Source organism: Isachenkonia alkalipeptolytica (assembly GCF_009910325.1).
GTDB classification, from domain to species: Bacteria; Bacillota; Clostridia; order Peptostreptococcales; family T1SED10-28; genus Isachenkonia; species Isachenkonia alkalipeptolytica.
The window spans coordinates 30,046-50,024 of the sequence record NZ_SUMG01000011.1; the positions used below are offsets into that span (position 1 = coordinate 30,046).

Sequence of the window (19,979 nt, forward strand, 5' to 3'; positions counted from 1 at the left end):
TTCACTCCTGACTAAGTTATTCGTTTGAAAAATTTTGCTAACTCTCTCTCCTCAAGCTTCAGTAAGATCGGTCTGCCATGGGGACAATGTAAAGGTGGCGTTGTTTTTTGTAATTTATACAAAAGTTCTTGAATCTCAACTTGAGAAAACTTTCTATTTGCTTTGATTGCATTTTTACAGGCTTTTTGAATGACTAAAGTTTTTTCATCCTCTGTCGATTTTCTTTCACGAATAGCATCGATAATATCTATAATAAAAGAACTGTCTTTGGGTCGCCCTAGAGCTAAGGGAACTTCACGGATAATTAAAGTATCTTTACCAAAGCTTTCTATAGTAAATCCGGCTTCTTCAAATGTTTTATGATGATCCTCAAAAAGTGAATAATCCTCGGGACTAAGACGGATAGATTCCGGCTTTAATAAACGCTGTCGAATAATACGCTTTTCTTTTGCATCTTCATATAGTTGGTCAAACAGAATTCTTTCATGGGCAGCATGCTGGTCCACTAAGAAAAGGGTTTTTTGAGACTCAAATAAAATATAGGACTGAAAAACCTGTCCGAGAATATGAAAACCCTGAGTCGGATCAATGCTAAAGGGTAAATGATCTTCCTTTACAGCTAGTATAGACTCTTGAACTTCTTCTTCGTTTTGCTTTTGATCCTGTTGCAGTTTATTATTAAGTCTCCCTTCTAAACTGCTGCTGGATGTAGAGGAGTTTTTATAGGTAATTGGTGTTCTCGGTTTTAAATCTTTTCCGGTAGGTTCTCTTGTATAAACAGTCCCTCCTTGGTCGTTGGGTAAATCCACTTTTGAAGAAAGACCCATGTTGGGTTGGTGCTTATTAGAAATGTCAACATTTTCCCTTTGAGGAGAAACTATTGGTCTACGCTCATTATCGCTATGTGCTTGTTGTATATTGGGATGCACAATTTTAGTTCCTTTGGTAAGGACTTCGGTTATCCGGTCCATTAAAAAATTTTCAACCTTTTTTTCCTCATAGAATTTGACCTCTGTTTTTGAGGGGTGAATGTTGACATCGATTTCTCCAGGAGGAACTTCAATATTTAAAACACATATGGGGAACCGATGAATCATAAGCTTATTTTCATAAGCTTTCTCCAATGCTTTAGAAAGACTTTGGCTTTTTACCAGGCGATTGTTTACAAAAAAGATTTCAAGGTTACGGTTTCCTCGGCCATACATGGGTTGACTGATAAAGCCTGAAATTTTATAGGGTATTTCTTCAGTAGGAGGTAAATAAATCATATTTTGATATAAATCCTTTGGAAAAATGGATAATAATACTTTGGAAAGATTATTATCCCCGGGAGTGGTAAACATAAGATTGTTATTGTTAACATAACGAAAGGAAATATCAGATTTGCTGATGGCCAACCGCGTTATGACTTCGTTAATTTTTGTGGTTTCCGCCTTCACACTTTTCATGAATTTTCGTCGGGCTGGAGTGTTGAAAAACAAATTCCTGATAATGATTGTTGTTCCTTGGGTAGCACTGACTTCTTTTTTCGAAAGGATTTCACCGCCGGATAATTCTAGGGAGATACCAGTATCCTTCCCTTTTGTTTTGGAAGTCACCTCGATTTGAGATACTGAGGCAATACTGGCTAAAGCTTCCCCTCGAAATCCCAGGGTGTTTAATGAATCAAGGTCCTCAATTTCATTAATCTTCGAAGTGCTGTGTCGTTCAAAGACCATTTCAATATCCTCCGGATCAATTCCCATACCGTTGTCAGTAATACGAATATAGGATTTGCCGCCATTTTTAATTTCCACAAAAATTTTTGTTGCATGGGCATCTATGGCGTTTTCTACCAGTTCCTTAATTACCGAATAAGGCCCCTGAATAACCTCTCCTGCCGCTATTTGGTTGATGGTTATTTCATCGAGCATTTTTACTTTTCTTGCCATGTTGATTCTCCTCAGTCATATTTTTTAATTGACTTTGCAAGTTGTATAAGTAATTTAGAGCATCTAAGGGCGTGGTCTCCACTAAATTTACGGATTTTACCTCATCAATTAACTGTCGTTCATAATAGGCATGAAAATCCAGTTGTTTCTGTTCCGGATTGCGACCTTTAGCAACCTGGTGGGTCTCTTCCCTTTGTTCCCTTATGCTCAGTCCATCCTGTACTTTTTCCTTTGAAATTTGAACCTGGTCTTCTAGGACTTTAGGTTTCTTTTTATTATTCTCTAAGGAATGCAAAATACCGTTGGCATTATTGATTACCTTTACCGGGAGTCCGGCAAGTTTTGCCACTTGTATACCGTAGCTTTTATCTGCATTCCCTTTTAGCACCTTTCGAAGAAAGATAATATCATCGCCTTCTTCCTTTACGGTGAATTGATAGTTTTGGACATTAGTTAAGTTGCTTCCTAAGGCTGTAAGCTCATGGTAATGAGTGGAAAACAAGGTTTTCGCTTTAAGATTTTTGCTGATTTCCTCTACAATTGCCCAAGCGATACTGAGTCCATCGAAGGTACTGGTGCCACGGCCAATTTCATCAAGAATTAACAGACTCTTTTCTGTGGCATTATTTAAAATGTGGGCCATCTCCGTCATTTCCACCATAAAAGTACTTTTCCCCTGGGAAAGGTCGTCACTTGCCCCCACCCGGGTGAAAATCCGATCGACAATACTGATGGATGCATTTTTTGCAGGAACGAAACTGCCGATTTGAGTCATTAAAGAAATCAATGCAACTTGTCGCATGTAAGTGGATTTTCCTGCCATATTCGGCCCGGTGATGATGGAGATCGCCTCATCCTTATTGTTAAGAAAGGTATCGTTAGGGATGAAATTCTCCTCCACCAGCATTTTTTCCACAACGGGATGGCGTCCTTCTGCGATATGAATCTTATCCCCCACTGAGATTTCAGGTTTGTGGTAGTCATTTTCGTAGGCCACCTGAGCGAAAGCGTTTAGAACGTCGATACCCGCAACTACTTTTGCTGTTTTTTGTATTCTATGGGTATGTTTCTTGATTTGTTCTCGAACTTGTAAAAACAACTGATGTTCCAGGGCAATAATCTTTTCCTCAGCTCCTAGAATTTTGGACTCCATTTCCTTTAGCTCCGGAGTAATGTAGCGTTCGCTGTTGGCTAGGGTTTGTTTTCTGATGTAATCCTCTGGCACTAAATCCAAGTTTGAGCGGGTTACATCTATAAAATAGCCAAATATTTTATTATATTTAACTTTTAAGGATTTGATACCTGTTCGCTGTTTCTCCTGTTCTTCCAGCCGAGTCATCCAGTGATGTCCATCACTAGCCAGTTCTCGAAGCTCTTTAACCTGGGGATCATAACTTGCTTTAATAATCTTTCCATCTTTAAGACCGACGGATGGCTCTTCCAAAATGCTGCTTTCTATCAACTCTTTGATATTTTCCAATAGGTCCAGATCTTCCAAAAGTTCTAATAAAAGCTGGTCTTGACTTTGGATTAAAATTTCTTTAATTACAGGAAGATAAGTGATGGAGTTTTTCAGTGAAATTAAATCCCGGGGATTTGCGCTGTCATATCCGATTTTAGAGGTTAAACGTTCTAAATCATAAATATGTTTTAAGGCTTCTACCAGTTCTTCTCGGGAAAGTAAGGCTTCCTTAAAATAATCCACGGTATTTAGCCGCTTAGTGATAGTTTTGTGATCTATCAGAGGTTCTTCTATCCATTTACGAAGCATTCGACCGCCCATAGCCGTAACGGTTTTATCTAGAACCCAGAGAAGGCTACCCTTCTTTCCTTTATGCTGCATCGAATGAGTCAGTTCTAGATTTCTTCTGGTATTGGCATCTAAGAGCATGGTATCCCGGTGTCCATAAAAGTCAATATGGTTGATATGCTTTAGGCTTCTCTTTTGTGTACGTTGCAGATAATCGATTAAAATTCCCGAAGCCATGGTTTCGAGGGGATTGTCAATCAGCCCCAGACTTTCGATGTTTTCAACTTGAAAGTGGGTCTTTAATCTCTTTTCAACGCCATTGAGATCAAGGTTCCATTCATCAATGGTTTCGGCGTGGATGTTTAAAGTCCTCATATATTCTAGAAGATTTTTCCCATAGCTTTCTTTTCCATAAAAGGAGTAGATAATCTCTTTAGGAGCAATTTTTCCGAGTTCATCTTTAATGGACTGTAGAGTAATATTATCCTTTCCGGGATAATGGGTGGTATAAAATTCTCCGGTGGAGATATCTGTATAGGAAAGCCCAAAACCTTCCTGATTACTATATAAAGCTAATAAATAATTGTTTTCCTTTTCTTCCAGCAGGTTCGTATCGATTAAAGTGCCCGGGGTAATTACTCTGACAACATCCCGTTTCACAATCCCTTTCGCCTCGGAAGGATCTTCCATTTGTTCGCAAATGGCGATCTTGTATCCTTTTTCCACTAGGCGGTCCAGGTAGTTACTTACAGAATGATAAGGAACACCGCACATAGCGGCTTTTTCCTCTTGACCACAATCCCTTGCGGTTAGTGTGATTTCTAATTCCCTTGCAGCGGTTATTGCATCTTCAAAAAACAATTCGTAAAAATCCCCCAGTCTAAAAAACAGAAGAGAATCGGGGTATTGTTCTTTTAAGTCGAGGTATTGTTTCATCATGGGTGTAAGTTTTTTCAAAATAGAAAGACCTCCTTACCGGTACAGTTGAAAATTTTTGTTGAAATCGTCATTAGATAATAACTCCATCGAAAGAATAGGTTTTCGCCGCGGTGATTTTCACGGTTAAAATCTCTCCGATTAGGGTTTGATCTCCTGGGAAATTTACTGTTTTACTTGTTTCTGTACGTCCGGTTAAAACCTTATCGTTCTTTTTACTAGTTCCCTCAACAAGAACCGAAACTTTCCGGTTTAAATATCTTTGGTTATTTTGATAAGCCGTGCTGTCAATAAGATTTTTCAAGGCCTGGAAGCGTTCTTTTTTTATTTCCTCCGGTACTTGCCACTCCTTGGATGCCGCCGGGGTACCTTCACGAATGGAGTAGAGAAAAGTAAACGCGGAATCAAACTCAGCAAATTTTGCAACCTTTAAGGTCTCTTGAAAGTCTTCGGGGGATTCATTGGGAAAACCGATGATAATATCAGTGGTTATGGCAATTCCAGGGATCTTCTTCCGAACTTTTTGAACAATAGTTAAATAGTCTTCCTGGGTATACTTACGATTCATCTCTTTTAATACTTTATTACTACCGGCCTGAAGGGGTAGATGTATGTGATTACATATTTTAGAATGCTTTGCCATGGTATCAATCAACTTATCTGATAAATCCTTAGGATGAGAGGTCATAAATCGTATGCGTTCAATCCCTTGGATTTTCACAACTTCTTCCAGTAAATCCGAAAAGTCCACTTCCCTCTCTAAGGTTTTACCATAGGAATTGACATTTTGTCCAAGGAGCATTACTTCCTTACTTCCTTTAGAAATCAGGTCTTTGATTTCCACAAGAATATCACTTACTTTTCGACTCCTCTCTCTTCCCCGGGTATAGGGGACGATACAATAGGAACAAAAATTGTTGCAGCCATACATAATATTAACGTAGGACTTGATTCCATATCGCCGATTAACCGGGAGGCCTTCAATGACTTCTCCCTCTTGATCCCAAACGTCTACGATCGCCTCTTTATTATTCAGTGTTTTTTCCAGCAAGGAGGGAAAGTTATGAAGATTATGGGTTCCGAAAATCAGATCCACATGGGGATAGGTTTTTTGGATGTATTTTACCACATGTTCCTGCTGCATCATACAACCGCATACTGCAATGATTAAGTCCTTGTGTCTTTTTTTTAAGTGCTTTAAAGCTCCGAGCTTACCATATACCTTCAGTTCTGCATTTTCTCTAACGCAGCAAGTGTTAAAAATGATTAAATCTGCACTTTCTCGGGAATTCGTTTTCTCATAACCCATTTGAGTTAAAAAGCCTTCTAACTTCTCCGAGTCGTGCTCATTCATTTGACAACCGTAGGTTTCAATTAAATAATTTCTTTCCTCACCGGTTTCAATCTCATGAAATCGGTTGTTTTCCTTCAGGCTGTTGATAATTTCATTTATATTTGAAATGGATGGTTCTTTTGTTGTGTTTCTTTTCAATTAAAATCCTCCTTAGAATCTAGTACTATTGTTAATTTCATCTAACAATTATAACATAAATCCCTTGGAAAATCATAAATGGTTTTATTACGTACAAGAGTAAAATGACCCTGAATGGAGTGTTAATATACTCCTTTTGCTAAAGAAAGACATCCACCGATTATCCCTTCTCTTGTATAAAATCCCACCTTAATTATACTAGGATTTTTATTATAATCATGTTATGATAGAGTTGTGAGGTTTATGAATTAACAAATTACTGGGAGGGATGAACATGCAATTATCATCAAGAATTACATCTATGCAAGAGTCACCGATTCGTAAGTTGGTACCATATGCCACAAAAGCAAAGGCGGAAGGGAAAAAAGTTTTCCACTTAAACATCGGACAACCGGACATTGAAACACCAAAATCCTTTATGGAATCCATACGAAATTTTGATCAAAAGGTAATTGCTTATAGTTTTTCGGAAGGATTACCTGAACTGATTGAAGCAATGATTGATTACTATAAAAAATATGACATGCATTATGAAAAAGATGAGATTATCATTACCAATGGTGGTTCTGAAGCTCTTTTATTTTCAGTAATAGCTACAATGGACCACGGTGATGAGGTATTGGTACCTGAACCTTTTTATACAAATTATAACGGTTTCACCTCTGCGGTAGATGTAAAGGTTTCACCGATTACAACCAGTGCGGAAGATGGTTTTCATCTACCGAACCGTGAAACTATTGAAGAACTTATTAAGCCAAAGACCAAGGCTATTATGCTTTCCAATCCTGGAAATCCCACTGGCGTCGTTTATACTAAGGAAGAGGTTGAAATGTTATCGAGCTTAGCTAAAGAGTATAACCTGTTCATTATTGCCGATGAGGTATATAGAGAGTTCGTCTATGATGGTCTAGAATTTACCAGCTTTGGAAACATGAAAGATATTCAAGATCGAGTAATTATTGTGGATAGTGTTTCTAAACGATATAGTGCTTGTGGTGCACGGATCGGTTCTGTGGCATCAAAAAACAAAGAACTGATTGCACAAATTTTAAAACTTGCCCAAGGACGACTTTGCGTGGCTACTTTAGAACAAGTCGGAGCTACAGCTCTATATAAAACTGATCAATCTTATTTTAAAAATGTTAACAAAGAGTATGACCGTAGAAGAAATATAATGATGGAGGCTCTAAATAATATGCCAGGGGTTTTCTGCAAAAGCCCTACCGGTGCTTTTTATGTTAATGCAAAGCTCCCTGTGGATGATGCAGAAAAATTTGTAACTTGGTTACTACAAGAGTTTGAACTAGATGGAGATACGGTAATGTTGGCACCGGCAGAAGGATTTTACTCCACTCCAGGTCTTGGTAAAGATGAGGCAAGAATTGCTTATGTACTTAAGGAAGACGATTTAAAAAGAGCAATGGAAGTTCTTAAAGCTGGATTAGAGCATTACCCTGGTAAAACCGTTTAATACAAGTTTGGATATTTTTCAATTACGAAAATAAATTTAAAATAACGCTTTTACCCAGTATGAATAGGGTGAAAGCGTTATTTTTATATTTCATATAATTATTTGTTTAATTATTAGTTTTTTCCTCTATTCTCTGTCTTTAGTTTCATAGGGTCTCTGGATTAAAAATTAAAATCTGTAGATAAGAGTTTCGTACTGTAGTTAATGGCTCCAAGAACATCCTTAACAGAAACCATTTCACAGGTACTGTGAATGTATCTTGTTGGAATAGAAAGCACACTGGAAGGCACACCTTCTTTAGATAAATGAATAGCACCGGAATCCGTCCCACCAAATTCCAAGACTTCTATTTGATAATCCACTTCTTGCTTTTTGGCTTCCTCAATTAAATAGTTTTTTAAGCCGGGATGACTGATCATAGAGTTGTCCTTTGCTTTTATAGCAAAGCCCTCTCCCATCTTCAGTGCCATGGTCCGAGCTTTAGGAGTATCTCCGGTCATGGTGACATCATAAGCAATACCGATGTCTGGCTCTACTCGATAAGCGGCGGTCTTTGCTCCCCGCAAGCCAAGTTCTTCCTGAACTGTAAATACAAAGAACAGATCATTTACGGAGTCCTTTAAGTTTTTAATTGTCTCCATCATGATGTAGCATCCAATACGATCATCCAGACTGGGGGATATCACCTTTTGGTCATCGATAACCGGTGGTTCAAAGTATCCACAAACATCTCCGATGTTCACGAGTTCTTCTGCTTCTTGCTTGGAGTTCGCACCGATATCAATATACATTTTATCAAGCTTTAAATCCTTCAAGCTTTCCAGATGCTCACTACCAATAACGCCAATGGTACCATTTTCAAAAACGACCCTTTGGGATAGGGAGATCGTCGGAGAAATACCCCCTACATTTGTAAAGCGCATGAAACCTTCTTTGTCAATATATGTGACCATCAGCCCTATTTGATCCATGTGTCCAGCCAACATGATCTTTTTTCCTTGTCCTTTTTTTCGAGCAATTAAATTTCCTAATGCATCTACATGTAGTTCATCAACATAATCTTTGATCTCTGATTTAATCAACTCCCGTACCGCTTCTTCATTACCGGATGGGCCGTAAGTGGAGAGTAAGGTGTCAAGGGTTGTTACATTTAACTTTTCCATTATAATAAGCCTCCTTTAGAAAGTTCTTTGATAAATAATGTTAATAATTTTTTCATCCCCTCAAAATCCCTTTCATCCATTACAGAAACGGGAGAATGAATATAGCGACAGGGAGTAGCTACTGACAAACAAGGGGTCCCCTCTTTACTATGTTGGAACCTCCCGGCATCATTTCCGCCGAAGGAATTTCTGCGATATTGCCATAGAATCTGATTTTCATCGGCTATGGCGGTTAGCTTGTCAACCAGTTTGCGCTGATAGATAGAAGTGCGATCCATTAAAGAAATGGCCGGCCCTTTACCAAGCTCCGTGGTTTGGAGATGTTCTTCCACATCCGTTAAATCTCCGCAAGTGGTCCCTTCTAATACTAAAACTAAATCCGCGTCCAGGTTATTTGCGGCAACTTGTGATCCTCTAAGGCCTAGTTCTTCTTGTACGGTAAAGATACCGGTGATTTCTATGGGTAAATCCATTTTTATCAGTTCCATAACCATAAAACATCCTACCCGGTTATCCAGAGCCTTAGCCTTCACTTTATGATTTCCAAAAGGTTGGTATGGGCTGGTAAAGTTAATATAATCCCCTAGGGATACGGATTGTTCCGTTTCTTTTTTTGAGTTTGCTCCGATATCAATATATAACTGGTCTACAGAAAAAGCTTTCTTGCGCTCTGCTGGTTTTTGCATATGTATTGGTTTTGCACCAATCACGCCGGGAATATTTTCATCCCCGATTTCAACAACCTTGGAGACCAATATCCTAGGATCCAGTCCACCGACATTGGTGAAGCGGATTAAACCGCTGTCATCGATACCTTTTACCATTAAACCTACTTCATCCATGTGGGCGGTAACTCCAAGATGAATATCGGACTTGACTCCGTTTTTCACTATCAGATTGCCCATACGGTCAATAGTAGGCTTTTTACCTGCATCTTCCATATTTTTTTTGATATAATCCCGAACTACTTTTTCGTTGCCAGCGACACCTTTTAATTCACAAAGATCCTTTAGTAGCATAAGAAGTCCTCCATTTCCTTAGAATTAAAGTACATTACGAAATGAGACAATAACTGTCCAGTGGTTTCGACGTCTTGCCAGTTTATGGTCTCTACGGAAGTATGCATATACCTAAGAGGAATGGAAAGCACACCGGTCGCCACACCGGAGCCACTGATTTGCATGGGCCAGGCGTCAGTGCCGGTAGGTCCTGGAGCCACTTCAATTTGATAGTCAATATGATTTTTTTTCGCTGTGTCCTTCAGGCTTTTAAAAACATTTGGATGAGCATTTGCACCGATGAGTATTCCAGGTCCCTTTGAAAGTTCCAGGGTATCATGGGCATTCAATTCCGGGGTTCGTCCAAAACCTACATCTACGGCAAGTCCAACATCGGGGTTGATGCCATAGGTAGAGGTTACAGCCCCTCTTGTACCAACCTCTTCCTGTACCGTCAGGACAAAGTATACATCCATATCGTGAATTTGATCCTGCAAAAGCTTGATCCCTTCATACAAAGCCACGACTCCGGCACGGTCGTCCAAAGCCTTTCCGGCGATTTGATTATTTTTTAGGTTTTGAATAGATCGATTAACGGTAACAATGTCACCAATGGAGACTAAATCCTTAAGCTCTTGTTTAGAATAACCCACATCGATTAAAAGGTCTTCCATCTTAACAGAGTCCTCTTGTTTGCCGCCGGTGATATGGGGGGGGAGCATTCCGATGACTCCGAAGAGTTCTTCCTTTCCGTGTACGGTTACTTCCTGGCAAGGAAGAACTCTTTGATCAAAACCGCCGATGCTGGTCATATGTAGATACCCTTTCTCATCGATTTTTTTAACCATCAAACCAATCTCATCTAAGTGGGCTGCAAACATTATTTTCCCTGTTGACTTCCGTCCTTTTTTCAACACAATAATATTTCCTAGGGTATCGGTTGTAATCGAATCAGCATAAGGTTTAAAAAAACGGTCCACCAATGCCGTTAGTTCTTCCTCATGTCCCGAGACACCGGAAGTTTGACTTAAATATTGAAGAAATTGTTTTCCATCCATAAGCAACCACCTTTATTATATATTAGTTGATTTGTTTTAATAACAAGCATCTAAATAGAAACTTTCTTATAGAAAAATGTTTTTACTGGGGCTAAATTGTAGCGATTCGGCAAAATAATCTGTTCAGTACCTCCTACAAATAAAACGCCGTGGGGTTTTAAGGCATTATGAAACTTATGGTACATTGCACTTTTCGTCTCCTCGGTAAAATAGATCATCACATTTCTGCATATAATAAGGTCACAACCAGAGGGATAAGTATCTTCCAAAAGGTTCATTGATTTAAAGGATACCCTCGATTTCACGGCATCTTTAATTTGATAATCCTCTCCCCGAGGTGTGAAAAAATCCTGTACAAATTTTGGAGGTAAGTTGGTCAAACTTTTCTTTGAGTACAATCCGGTTTTTGCTCTTTCAATAGCCATTTTGTCGATGTCGGTAGCTATAATATTGATTTTATTTAAAGGCATAAATTTACTCAACAACATTACAAGGGAATAAGGCTCTTCCCCAGTGGAACAAGCTGCACTCCAAATTTTTAAGTTTGTACTTTTTTTTAGCAGGGAAGGAATAACCTCTTTTTCTAAAACCTCCCATTGAGAAGGATTTCGGTAGAACTCGGAAACGTTAATAGTTAAATAATTTATAAACTCTTCATAGCGTTCTTTGTTCCTTTCCAGACCACGATAATACTCATCAAAAGAAGTAAACTCATTTCTTTTCATTAAAGATTCTATTCGTCGCTTCATTTGGCGTTCTTTATAGCTGGATAAATTTATACCGGTTAGCTGATATATTTTAGATTTAAAGTTATCATAAGTACTCAATTCGCTCTCTCCACTTCTGAATTTTGTTCGGTTAAAAAACAAAGAGTCGTTACGACTCTTCGTTTTCTTCACTGTTTTCACTACTGTGTTTGAAAATGTCACCTAAGGTAACCTGTTCATCATTCACACTGTACTCTTTCGGTTCTTGGTCTTGAGATTTTTCTTTTTTGCTTTCTTCTTCTGTTTCTTTTTCTGTTTCTTTTTCATCTTCGATTAATGCTTTCATGCTTAGGCTGATCCGTTTATTTTCCTTGTCTACACTTAAAACCTCCACAGTGATATTATCTCCAACACTAAGTACATCAGAAGGCTTTTTCACATGTTGATTACTGATTTCCGAAACATGAACCAGACCGTCAACTCCGGGTTCAAGCTCAACAAAAACACCAAAGTCTAACAGTTTTACAACTTTTCCTTCTACGACATCCCCTTTGCTGTATTTCGTATCAATATCAGCCCAAGGATTCTCCGTCAAATGTTTTTTACTTAAAGAGATTCGTTCCCTTTCTTTGTCAACAGCTATAACCTGGACCTCTACCTCATCCCCTACAGAATACAGCTCTGAAGGATTGTCGATTTTTCCCCAAGACATTTCTGAAATATGGAGCAAGCCGTCCATTCCTCCTAAGTCTACAAAGACTCCGAAATCTTTAATTTGGGTGACTTTTCCTTTGAAGGTCTTACCTACTTCCAATTCCTCCATTAAGGCTTCTTTTTGTTTGTTTCTTTCGGCTAATAGTAAGTTTTTCCTTGAAAGCACCGCTTTATTTCTTCTTTTATCAAAATCAATAATCTGAGCATCATAAGTGTTTCCTACAAATTGAGAAAGGTCCTTCGTGTATCGATCGGAAATATGACTTGCAGGTATGAAGCAACGGATCCCGCTACTATAACCGATAAGTCCACCTTTAACTTCACTTTGAACCTCTACTTCTACAGTCTTTTCATTTTGGTAAGCTTCTTCTAAGACTTCCCAACCTTTTTCAGCGTCTACTCGCTTTTTGGATACTAAAACGTTACCTTCGCCGTCATCCAGTTTAATAATGTAAACTTCAACGGTCTCACCTATTTCCAGAAAGTCTTTTGGACTTACGGATGCATCATTGGATAACTCTTCCTTGGGAATAATGCCATCGGATTTATAACCTAAGTTTAATACAACTTCCGTTTCATTAATATCCATAACAGTTCCGGTAACAATATCCCCGGGGTAAAATTTGTTCATTGACTTTTCAATCTCTTCCATAAAGTTTTCCATGTTTTCATTAGTTCCATTGTTTTCATTTGAGTTGTTCAATGTAAAAAACCTCCTAATTATTAAATTTATTTAAATTGTTTAAGTATTTGATAACATCTTGAATAATCCATTCCGGTGTCGAAGCTCCCGCGGTGATGCCCACAGATTTAAATCCATGAAAATCTTCAGGACTTAGGGCTGCGGCGGTTTCAATATGAAAAGTGCTATTGGGACGAATTCCTTTACAAATTTCTACAAGCTTTTGTGTATTCGAGCTATTATACCCCCCGATTACTACCATCGCATCCACCTCAAGAGCCAATTCTTTAGCAGATTCTTGCCTTTCCTTGGTTGCAAAACAAGTAGTGTCAAATTTCTCCACATGTTCTGCCCGCTGGCTGAGTTGTTCACTTAAGGTTTCAAAGCGGGAAATTGGCATTGTGGTTTGGACAACAATGCATAGCTTTTGAAAGTGATCCATGTCCTTCGGAAGATCCGATTCATTTTGAACAATTAAAGCTTGATTATCGCACCATCCGTTTATACCAATGACTTCAGGATGTTTAGGATCTCCGATGACCGCAATTTTATACCCCTTATGATAGTAATCCTTAACGATATTCTGTATCCTTCGAACAAAGGGACAGGTGGTATCAATGATCTCTAGAGCTTTTGTTTTCGCCTGCTCGTAAATATTCTTACCCACTCCATGAGATCGTATGATTATAGTACCTCTTTGAATTTCTTCAATGGTATTAACAACATCCAGTCCAGTTTCCGAAAGTTTTCCGATGACCTGCTTATTGTGAATAATCGGACCAAGGGAATATATATTTTCCTGATTCTTTTGTGTAGCATCGAAGGCCTTGTTTACGGCTTTTTCAACACCAAAGCAAAAACCAGAGTTCCTCGCAACTTTAATCAGCATATCTACCTCCTATATACATCAATCAGCATCCAACCTAGGCTTGGACTTTTCTGATTAAACTTATAACTTCTTCAATAACTTCTGTTGTAGATAATTTGGTTGTGTCAATTTCATGGGCATCCTGTGCTTTAATCAAGGGTGCCTGTTCTCGAGTAGAGTCGATGTTGTCTCTTAAAAGGATGTTCTCTTTGACTTCCTCGAAAGAGATTGAAGTTTCTTCATCCGTTTCCAAAAGTTCTTCGAACCTTCTTCTTGCACGCTCGTCTACAGAAGCGGTTAAGAACACTTTTAAATCTGCCTCTGGCAAGACATGGGTTCCGATATCTCTTCCATCCATTATTACATTGTGATTTTCAGCTAATTTCCGTTGAGCTTTCACAAGAACTTCCCTTAGGGCTCCTATTTTTGAAACTAAGGATACGTTCTCGCTGACTTTTGGACTACGTATTTCCTTTGTTCGGTTTTCTCCATTTACAAAAATTTGACTGCCATCTTTAGAAAAATTAAAAGATGTGTTATTAGCAATACGAATAATCTCCTGTTCCTGGTTGGGATCTATCCCTTCGTTCATGACTAGAAAAGTTACCGCACGATACATTGCCCCTGTATCAATGTATAGCAGATCCATTCTTTTTGCTACTTCTTTAGCTACCGTACTTTTGCCCGCACCTGCCGGACCATCGATTGCTACGGATATACTGTTCATAGATGCCTCCTTGATCCTGATGCTATATCAATATTTTTTCTATCCAATATAAATTATACATTAAATTGTTGATACTAACAAGTTATTCAGTATTTTTATAAAAAAAAGAACCTAGAAATTTACTCATTTCCAAGTTCTTTGTAAAATCAATTTATTCTCCCCGCTTGTTGTTATAAATGTTGTATCTTTCCCAGATGTTTTCCAGTTTATTAAAGTACTCTGTGATCTCATCTTTTTCTCGCATACCGACAGCAACAATAATAGCATTGATTAAACTTAATGGTGCTACAAGGGAGTCTACAAATGAAGCCATATTACTCTTTGCGGTCAAAGTGTAATTACAAATCTCATTTAACGGTGATTGGACAGTATCAGTAATTCCAATAATTTTTACATTTTGTTCTTTGATGTATCTTAAGGCTTCGATGGTTCGATTCGAGTACCGAGGAAAGCTTATTCCAATGACTAAGTCATTTTCTGTCACCCTTAGGGTCTGCTCAAAAATATCGCTGACCCCGTAGCCGACAATTCGAACGTTGTCTAAAATCATATTTAAGTAAAATCCAAAGTACTCGGCTAGGGCAGTGGAACTTCGAAGACCTACAATATAAATTTTATCCGCCAAAAATATTTCATTAATCACTTTTTGAAAGACATCATAATCGATATTTTCTAAAGTATAGTTGATATTATCCATATCTGAACGCAAAACTTTTCGAATAATATCGCCTTCATTGGTATACTGCGTACCCATCTCAACTCTTTGCACCGTTGTGAGTTTAGTTTTTATGATCTCCTGTAAGGCTCTTTGTAGTTGAGGGTAGCCTTCAAAACCTAAAGTATTAGCAAAACGCACTACAGTTGATTCACTAACCCCTACGGTTTGGCCAATTTTAGAAGCTGTCATAAAAGCTGCTTTGTCATAATTGCTAATAATGTATTCCGCGATCAATTTTTGTCCTTTGCTTAGTTGAGAAAATTCTCTTTTAATTTGATTGATCAAATCTTTTTTTTTATCTACCATATTATTTTCCATCCCGCCATTTATAGATTTTTATTTCATAATAATTATATCATAAAATTACTTAGATTGGCTGGAAACTAACTTATATCCTTCTTGCAAAGCTAGACGGTTTAAATCCTGTGTGCCCGGTGGTACTCTCTTTAGCACCGCCTCTTCAAGGCTTTTCTTGCTTACCACTTGGGTTGCTTCTTGAATAACCCCTAGGGCTACGATATTGGCGACCATGATTTTACCTACTTCATGGGTAGCTGTTTCAATAACAGGGATTTGAATGATTTTATAGCTGGTTTCAATATTATCAAAATTCACATCGGAGTCGATGATTAGGATGCCGTCATCTTTAAGGTCCGGGATATATTTACAATAGGACTCTCTGGTCAAACACAATAACACATCGGCATTTTGAATTTTGGGATAATATATTTCTTCATCACTGATGATGACTTCAGCTTTACTGGCGCCGCCCCTTGCTTCAGGACCATAGGACTGAGACTGAATTGCATTTAAATCATCTAATAAAGCAGCTTCTGCTAAAATAATTCCACCAAGGATCAATCCTTGACCTCCGGATCCTGTCAATCGGATTTCTGTACGTTTCGTCATTTTAATCCCCCTTAGTAAATTTATCTACTATTTTATGATATTCTTCACAAAATTCTGGTTGTGCCTTATTTACAAATTCACCGATAATCAACTTGCCTTCCTTTTTTTCTGCGGGCAACTTAGCAGCAACTTTTTTATCTAACGTTGTTTCTTTAAGGTTGATCATCATTTCCGCGGCGTCTCCTTTGCGGTTTTTTCGGCCGTAATAAGTAGGACAGATACTGACGCCCTCAACCAAAGAAAATCCCTTATTTTCAAGTGCGCTCTCAATGTTTTTTTCTAGTTGCTTTGCATGATACACGGTCCCACGAGCCACATAAGTTGCCCCAGCACCTTCTGCTAAGCGACATATATCAAATACATTATCTACGTTCCCATAGGGAGCTGTGGTCCCCAAATCATTGTGAGGCGTAGTTGGTGAATATTGTCCTCCGGTCATCCCATAAATATTGTTATTAAAAACGATGGTAGTAATATCTATGTTTCGTCTCGCCGCATGAATTAAGTGATTTCCACCAATAGCTGTGGCATCTCCGTCTCCGCTGACTACGATGACTTTTAAATCCGGATTGGCTAATTTAACACCGGTAGCAAAAGCTAATGCTCGACCGTGGGTGGTGTGTAATGTGTTAAAATCCATGTAGCCGGGGGCTCTGGAAGAACATCCAATTCCTGAAATAATACATACTTTTTGCTTATCATAACCTAGGTTTTCGATCGCCTCTGCAATGCCACGCATAATAATTCCATGACCACATCCGGGACACCAAATATGGGGTAATCGATTCATTCGAAAATTATTCTCAAGTAATTTGCTTGCTACTGCCATTTACAGAACCTCCTTAATTTTTTTTAAAACTTCTGTAGGAGTGATCGGCTCACCATTTGCTTTGCCAAGTAAAGAAACTTCACAGTTATTTCTTGCAATACGATCGACTTCATAATAATACTGACCTAAATTCATTTCCGCAACGATGATGTTGTCAACTTTTTTACTTAACTCTTTGACTCTTTTTTCTGGGAATGGCCACAGGGTTTTTGCTTTGAATACCCCTACCTTTTTACCGCTTCTTTGAGCTTCTCGTACTGCGCTCATAACGCTTCTAAAGGTTCCCCCATAGGATAGAATTAATAAGTCCATATCCTCTGTATAGTACTCATCATAAAGAAGTATATCTTCAAGGTTGTTCTCAATTTTGCCCATAATTCGACTCATAAGAATTTCCGTTACCGTAGGATCATTTTTAGGGAAACCAAATTCATCATGCATAAGTCCTGTTACATGGAACTTAAATCCCTCACCGAAGGCGGCCATTTTCGGAACTTCTAAACTATTATCATAGGCTTTATAATCGCTTTTCTCACTCTCATCCGGGGTTATCCGATTAAAAATTTCTATATCTGAAGGGTCTGGAATTTCAATTTTTTCACGCATATGTCCAATAACTTCATCCAACATCAAAAATACCGGTGTTCGATACTTTTCTGCTAGATTGAAGGCTTGAATCGTCAGGTCATAAGTTTCTCTGATTGAACTTGGACTTAGAGCTATGACGGGGTGGTCCCCATGGGTTCCCCATTTCGCTTGCATGACATCGCTTTGTGAAGGGGCTGTGGGAAGTCCCGTGCTTGGACCGCCTCTTTGCACATCCACAACAACACAAGGGATCTCCGTCAACATAGCGTAACCAATGTTTTCTTGTTTTAAGGAAAATCCTGGTCCACTAGTGGCAGTCATAGACTTCAAACCAGCTAATGAACCGCCTATAGTAGCAGCCATTCCTGCAATTTCGTCCTCCATCTGTATGAATTTCCCCCCCACTCGAGGCAATCGTTGAGCAGATATTTCTGCAATTTCTGTTGAAGGGGTAATGGGATAACCTGCAAAAAACTTCATTCCAGCAGCAAGTGCACCCTCAACACAGGCTTCATTTCCTTGCATTAACTTTAAATTTTTATTCACCATGTTTTCCCTCCTCTAAATAGATTGCAAAATCAGGACAGCGCAACTCACAGAGTCCGCATTTTATACATTTTTCTTTGTCTGTTACGTGGATCTTCTCTTTTTTTAGCTCAAGTATTTTTACCGGGCAAAAAGCGACGCAAATTCCACAACCTTTACACCAGGCTTGATTTGTTTTCAGTATAACATTTTTCTTATTCGACAAGAAACTCAGCTCCCTTCTGAAGTTTAATCCTTACTCTCAAGTACTAGAATAGCAAAGTTTCCGCGCACATGCAAGAAGTATTTCAAAAGCAAGTGAAAAATCTGAATTTATGCAAGTATGGTTTCAATATTTGCAATTAACATTGTCTTGTTTTTACTTTATCCGGTCTTTGCATTTTATTTATCAATCCGATGCAACGATTATATTTAAACTTGCAATTTTAAAAGAAGCAAGAATCCAAATGTTTTTGGATTCTTGCTTCTTTGTTATTCAAAGATATTAAATTGGATGGGTTTTATCTTCTTCGTTATAAAGACTTCCTTCAATTTTATACTTCTCTGTCCATCGTTTTTTAAAAAAAGGAAGGGCTACCTGGGGAAATAAGGCATAGGATAAAACATCTTCATCCTGTTCCATGTATTCTTTCATTTCCTCTCGAATAATTTCGAGTTGTGGTTTGAGATTATCTGCCGGGCGACAAGTGATCACTTCTTTGTCTCCAATGATCTTTTGAATAACTTCAGGATTCATAGGTTTAGGTGGTTGCCCATAGAGCCCACTCACATAATCCCGAACTTCCTTCGGTACCATCTTGTATCGTTCACCGGTAATTACGTTAAATACCGATTGGGTGCCTACGATTTGACTCATGGGAGTAACCAATGGAGGATAGCCGAGGTCCTCTCGTACTTTTGGAACTTCTTTTAATACAGCATCCAGTTGATCCTCTTTTTTCTGGGCTTTCAATTGGGAAATTAAGTTGGATAACATTCCTCCGGGAATTTGATATATCAAGGTATTTGCATCTACTCCCAGAACCTTGGGGTCAATGAGCCCTTCTTTTAAATATCGATCTCTTAAGGGTTTGAAATAATCCGCCACATCGCTAAGTTGTTTTAAGTTTAACCCGGAATCATAATCTGTCCCTTGTAGAGCTGCAACCATAGGTTCTGTAGGAGGCTGGGAAGTACCCAGGGCTAAGGGAGAGATCGCGGTGTCTACAACATCGGCGCCGGCTTCAATTGCCTTTAAATAAGTCATAGAAGCAATCCCACTACTGTAATGCGTATGCATCTGAACCGGGATCTTGATCGTTTCCTTCATAGCTTTGACTAAGTCATAGGCTACGTAGGGAGTTAAGATTCCCGACATGTCTTTTATGCAAATGGAGTCGGACCCCATATCTTCTAGTTGCTTGGCTTTTTTCACATAATACTCGATATTATGGACGGGACTAAGGGTATAGGAAATACAGCTCTGTGCATGTCCCCCTTCTTTTTTTGTGGTTTCCAGGGCAGTTATTAGGTTTCTGGTATCATTTAAAGCGTCGAAATTTCTTATTATATCAATACCGTTGTAAATCGCTCTTTTAACAAATTCCTCCACAACATCATCGGAATAATGTTTATACCCTAAAATATTTTGCCCCCGGAGCAACATCTGAAGCTTGGTATTTTTCACGTTTTTCCTGATTTTTCTCAAACGATCCCAGGGGTCTTCATCAAGGTATCTTAAACTGGAATCAAAGGTAGCTCCTCCCCACATTTCTAGAGAATGATATCCTACCTTATCCAAGGACTCTAAAATTGGAATCATATCCTCGGTTCTCATTCTTGTAGCTAATAGAGATTGATGGGCATCCCGTAAAACAGTTTCCGTAAACTTAACTTTTTTTGACATGCATAAT

Annotated in this window: 17 protein-coding genes; 1 reads left to right on the forward strand and 16 read right to left on the reverse strand. The window is 38.6% G+C overall.

Translation table 11 applies throughout. The features are described 5' to 3' along the window. Nucleotides 1-11 precede the first annotated feature (11 nt). Genes mutL through miaB form a run of 3 tightly spaced genes read right to left on the reverse strand, consistent with a single transcriptional unit; the run spans nucleotide 12 to nucleotide 6,070 of the window. Nucleotides 12-1,931 (reverse strand): DNA mismatch repair endonuclease MutL, encoded by a 1,920-nt coding sequence (gene mutL / locus ISALK_RS09625; RefSeq protein WP_160721684.1) that lies wholly within the window; start codon nucleotides 1,929-1,931, stop codon nucleotides 12-14. Then, nucleotides 1,903-4,638 (reverse strand): DNA mismatch repair protein MutS, encoded by a 2,736-nt coding sequence (gene mutS, locus ISALK_RS09630; protein WP_160721686.1) that lies wholly within the window; start codon nucleotides 4,636-4,638, stop codon nucleotides 1,903-1,905. The genes mutL and mutS overlap by 29 nt, the downstream gene beginning before the upstream one ends. Nucleotides 4,639-4,690: 52 nt before the next feature. After that, nucleotides 4,691-6,070: a tRNA (N6-isopentenyl adenosine(37)-C2)-methylthiotransferase MiaB gene (gene miaB, locus ISALK_RS09635; protein WP_503466088.1), complete on the reverse strand. Its 1,380-nt coding sequence runs from the start codon at nucleotides 6,068-6,070 to the stop codon at nucleotides 4,691-4,693. A 313-nt stretch (nucleotides 6,071-6,383) separates the two neighbouring features. Here miaB and ISALK_RS09640 point away from each other — a divergent pair, with 313 nt between their 5' ends. Continuing rightward, the gene (locus tag ISALK_RS09640) at nucleotides 6,384-7,580 is read left to right on the forward strand and encodes a pyridoxal phosphate-dependent aminotransferase (RefSeq protein WP_160721690.1); all 1,197 of its coding nucleotides are present in this window, start codon (nucleotides 6,384-6,386) and stop codon (nucleotides 7,578-7,580) included. Nucleotides 7,581-7,741: 161 nt separating this feature from the next. Here the strand turns inward: ISALK_RS09640 and ISALK_RS09645 are convergent, their stop codons facing one another. The 13 genes from ISALK_RS09645 to ISALK_RS09705 form a co-directional block, all read right to left on the reverse strand. Next, nucleotides 7,742-8,743: a M42 family metallopeptidase gene (locus ISALK_RS09645; RefSeq protein ID WP_160721692.1), complete on the reverse strand. Its 1,002-nt coding sequence runs from the start codon at nucleotides 8,741-8,743 to the stop codon at nucleotides 7,742-7,744. Continuing rightward, nucleotides 8,743-9,762: a M42 family metallopeptidase gene (locus ISALK_RS09650; protein WP_160721694.1), complete on the reverse strand. Its 1,020-nt coding sequence runs from the start codon at nucleotides 9,760-9,762 to the stop codon at nucleotides 8,743-8,745. Before ISALK_RS09650 ends, ISALK_RS09645 begins: the two co-directional genes overlap by 1 nt. Continuing rightward, a complete protein-coding gene (locus tag ISALK_RS09655; protein ID WP_160721696.1) occupies nucleotides 9,753-10,799 on the reverse strand; it encodes a M42 family metallopeptidase in 1,047 nt (348 codons plus the stop codon). The genes ISALK_RS09650 and ISALK_RS09655 overlap by 10 nt, the downstream gene beginning before the upstream one ends. 50 nt (nucleotides 10,800-10,849) lie before the next feature. Beyond that, entirely contained in the window at nucleotides 10,850-11,626 is a 777-nt protein-coding gene (locus ISALK_RS09660) for a CheR family methyltransferase (protein ID WP_160721698.1), read from the reverse strand. Nucleotides 11,627-11,675: 49 nt separating this feature from the next. Continuing rightward, nucleotides 11,676-12,923, reverse strand: a complete 1,248-nt coding sequence (gene rpsA / locus ISALK_RS09665; protein ID WP_236660343.1) for a 30S ribosomal protein S1 — start codon at nucleotides 12,921-12,923, stop codon at nucleotides 11,676-11,678. 13 nt (nucleotides 12,924-12,936) lie between these two features. Continuing rightward, a complete protein-coding gene (locus ISALK_RS09670; RefSeq protein ID WP_160721700.1) occupies nucleotides 12,937-13,791 on the reverse strand; it encodes a 4-hydroxy-3-methylbut-2-enyl diphosphate reductase in 855 nt (284 codons plus the stop codon). A gap of 34 nt (nucleotides 13,792-13,825) precedes the next feature. Then, nucleotides 13,826-14,497 carry a (d)CMP kinase gene (cmk, locus tag ISALK_RS09675; RefSeq protein WP_160721702.1) on the reverse strand — a complete coding sequence of 224 codons (672 nt, stop codon included), beginning with the start codon at nucleotides 14,495-14,497 and terminating at the stop codon, nucleotides 13,826-13,828. Nucleotides 14,498-14,648: 151 nt separating this feature from the next. Further along, nucleotides 14,649-15,521: a MurR/RpiR family transcriptional regulator gene (locus ISALK_RS09680; protein ID WP_160721704.1), complete on the reverse strand. Its 873-nt coding sequence runs from the start codon at nucleotides 15,519-15,521 to the stop codon at nucleotides 14,649-14,651. A gap of 57 nt (nucleotides 15,522-15,578) precedes the next feature. Beyond that, nucleotides 15,579-16,124: a 2-oxoacid:acceptor oxidoreductase family protein gene (locus ISALK_RS09685; RefSeq protein WP_160721706.1), complete on the reverse strand. Its 546-nt coding sequence runs from the start codon at nucleotides 16,122-16,124 to the stop codon at nucleotides 15,579-15,581. Nucleotide 16,125: 1 nt separating this feature from the next. Continuing rightward, a complete protein-coding gene (locus ISALK_RS09690; protein ID WP_160721708.1) occupies nucleotides 16,126-16,953 on the reverse strand; it encodes a 2-oxoacid:ferredoxin oxidoreductase subunit beta in 828 nt (275 codons plus the stop codon). Beyond that, entirely contained in the window at nucleotides 16,954-18,090 is a 1,137-nt protein-coding gene (locus ISALK_RS09695; RefSeq protein WP_160721710.1) for a 2-oxoacid:acceptor oxidoreductase subunit alpha, read from the reverse strand. Next, nucleotides 18,080-18,292 (reverse strand): 4Fe-4S binding protein, encoded by a 213-nt coding sequence (locus ISALK_RS09700; RefSeq protein WP_160721712.1) that lies wholly within the window; start codon nucleotides 18,290-18,292, stop codon nucleotides 18,080-18,082. The genes ISALK_RS09695 and ISALK_RS09700 overlap by 11 nt, the downstream gene beginning before the upstream one ends. A gap of 279 nt (nucleotides 18,293-18,571) precedes the next feature. Continuing rightward, nucleotides 18,572-19,972: an oxaloacetate decarboxylase subunit alpha gene (locus ISALK_RS09705; RefSeq protein WP_160721714.1), complete on the reverse strand. Its 1,401-nt coding sequence runs from the start codon at nucleotides 19,970-19,972 to the stop codon at nucleotides 18,572-18,574. Nucleotides 19,973-19,979: the final 7 nt, after the last annotated feature.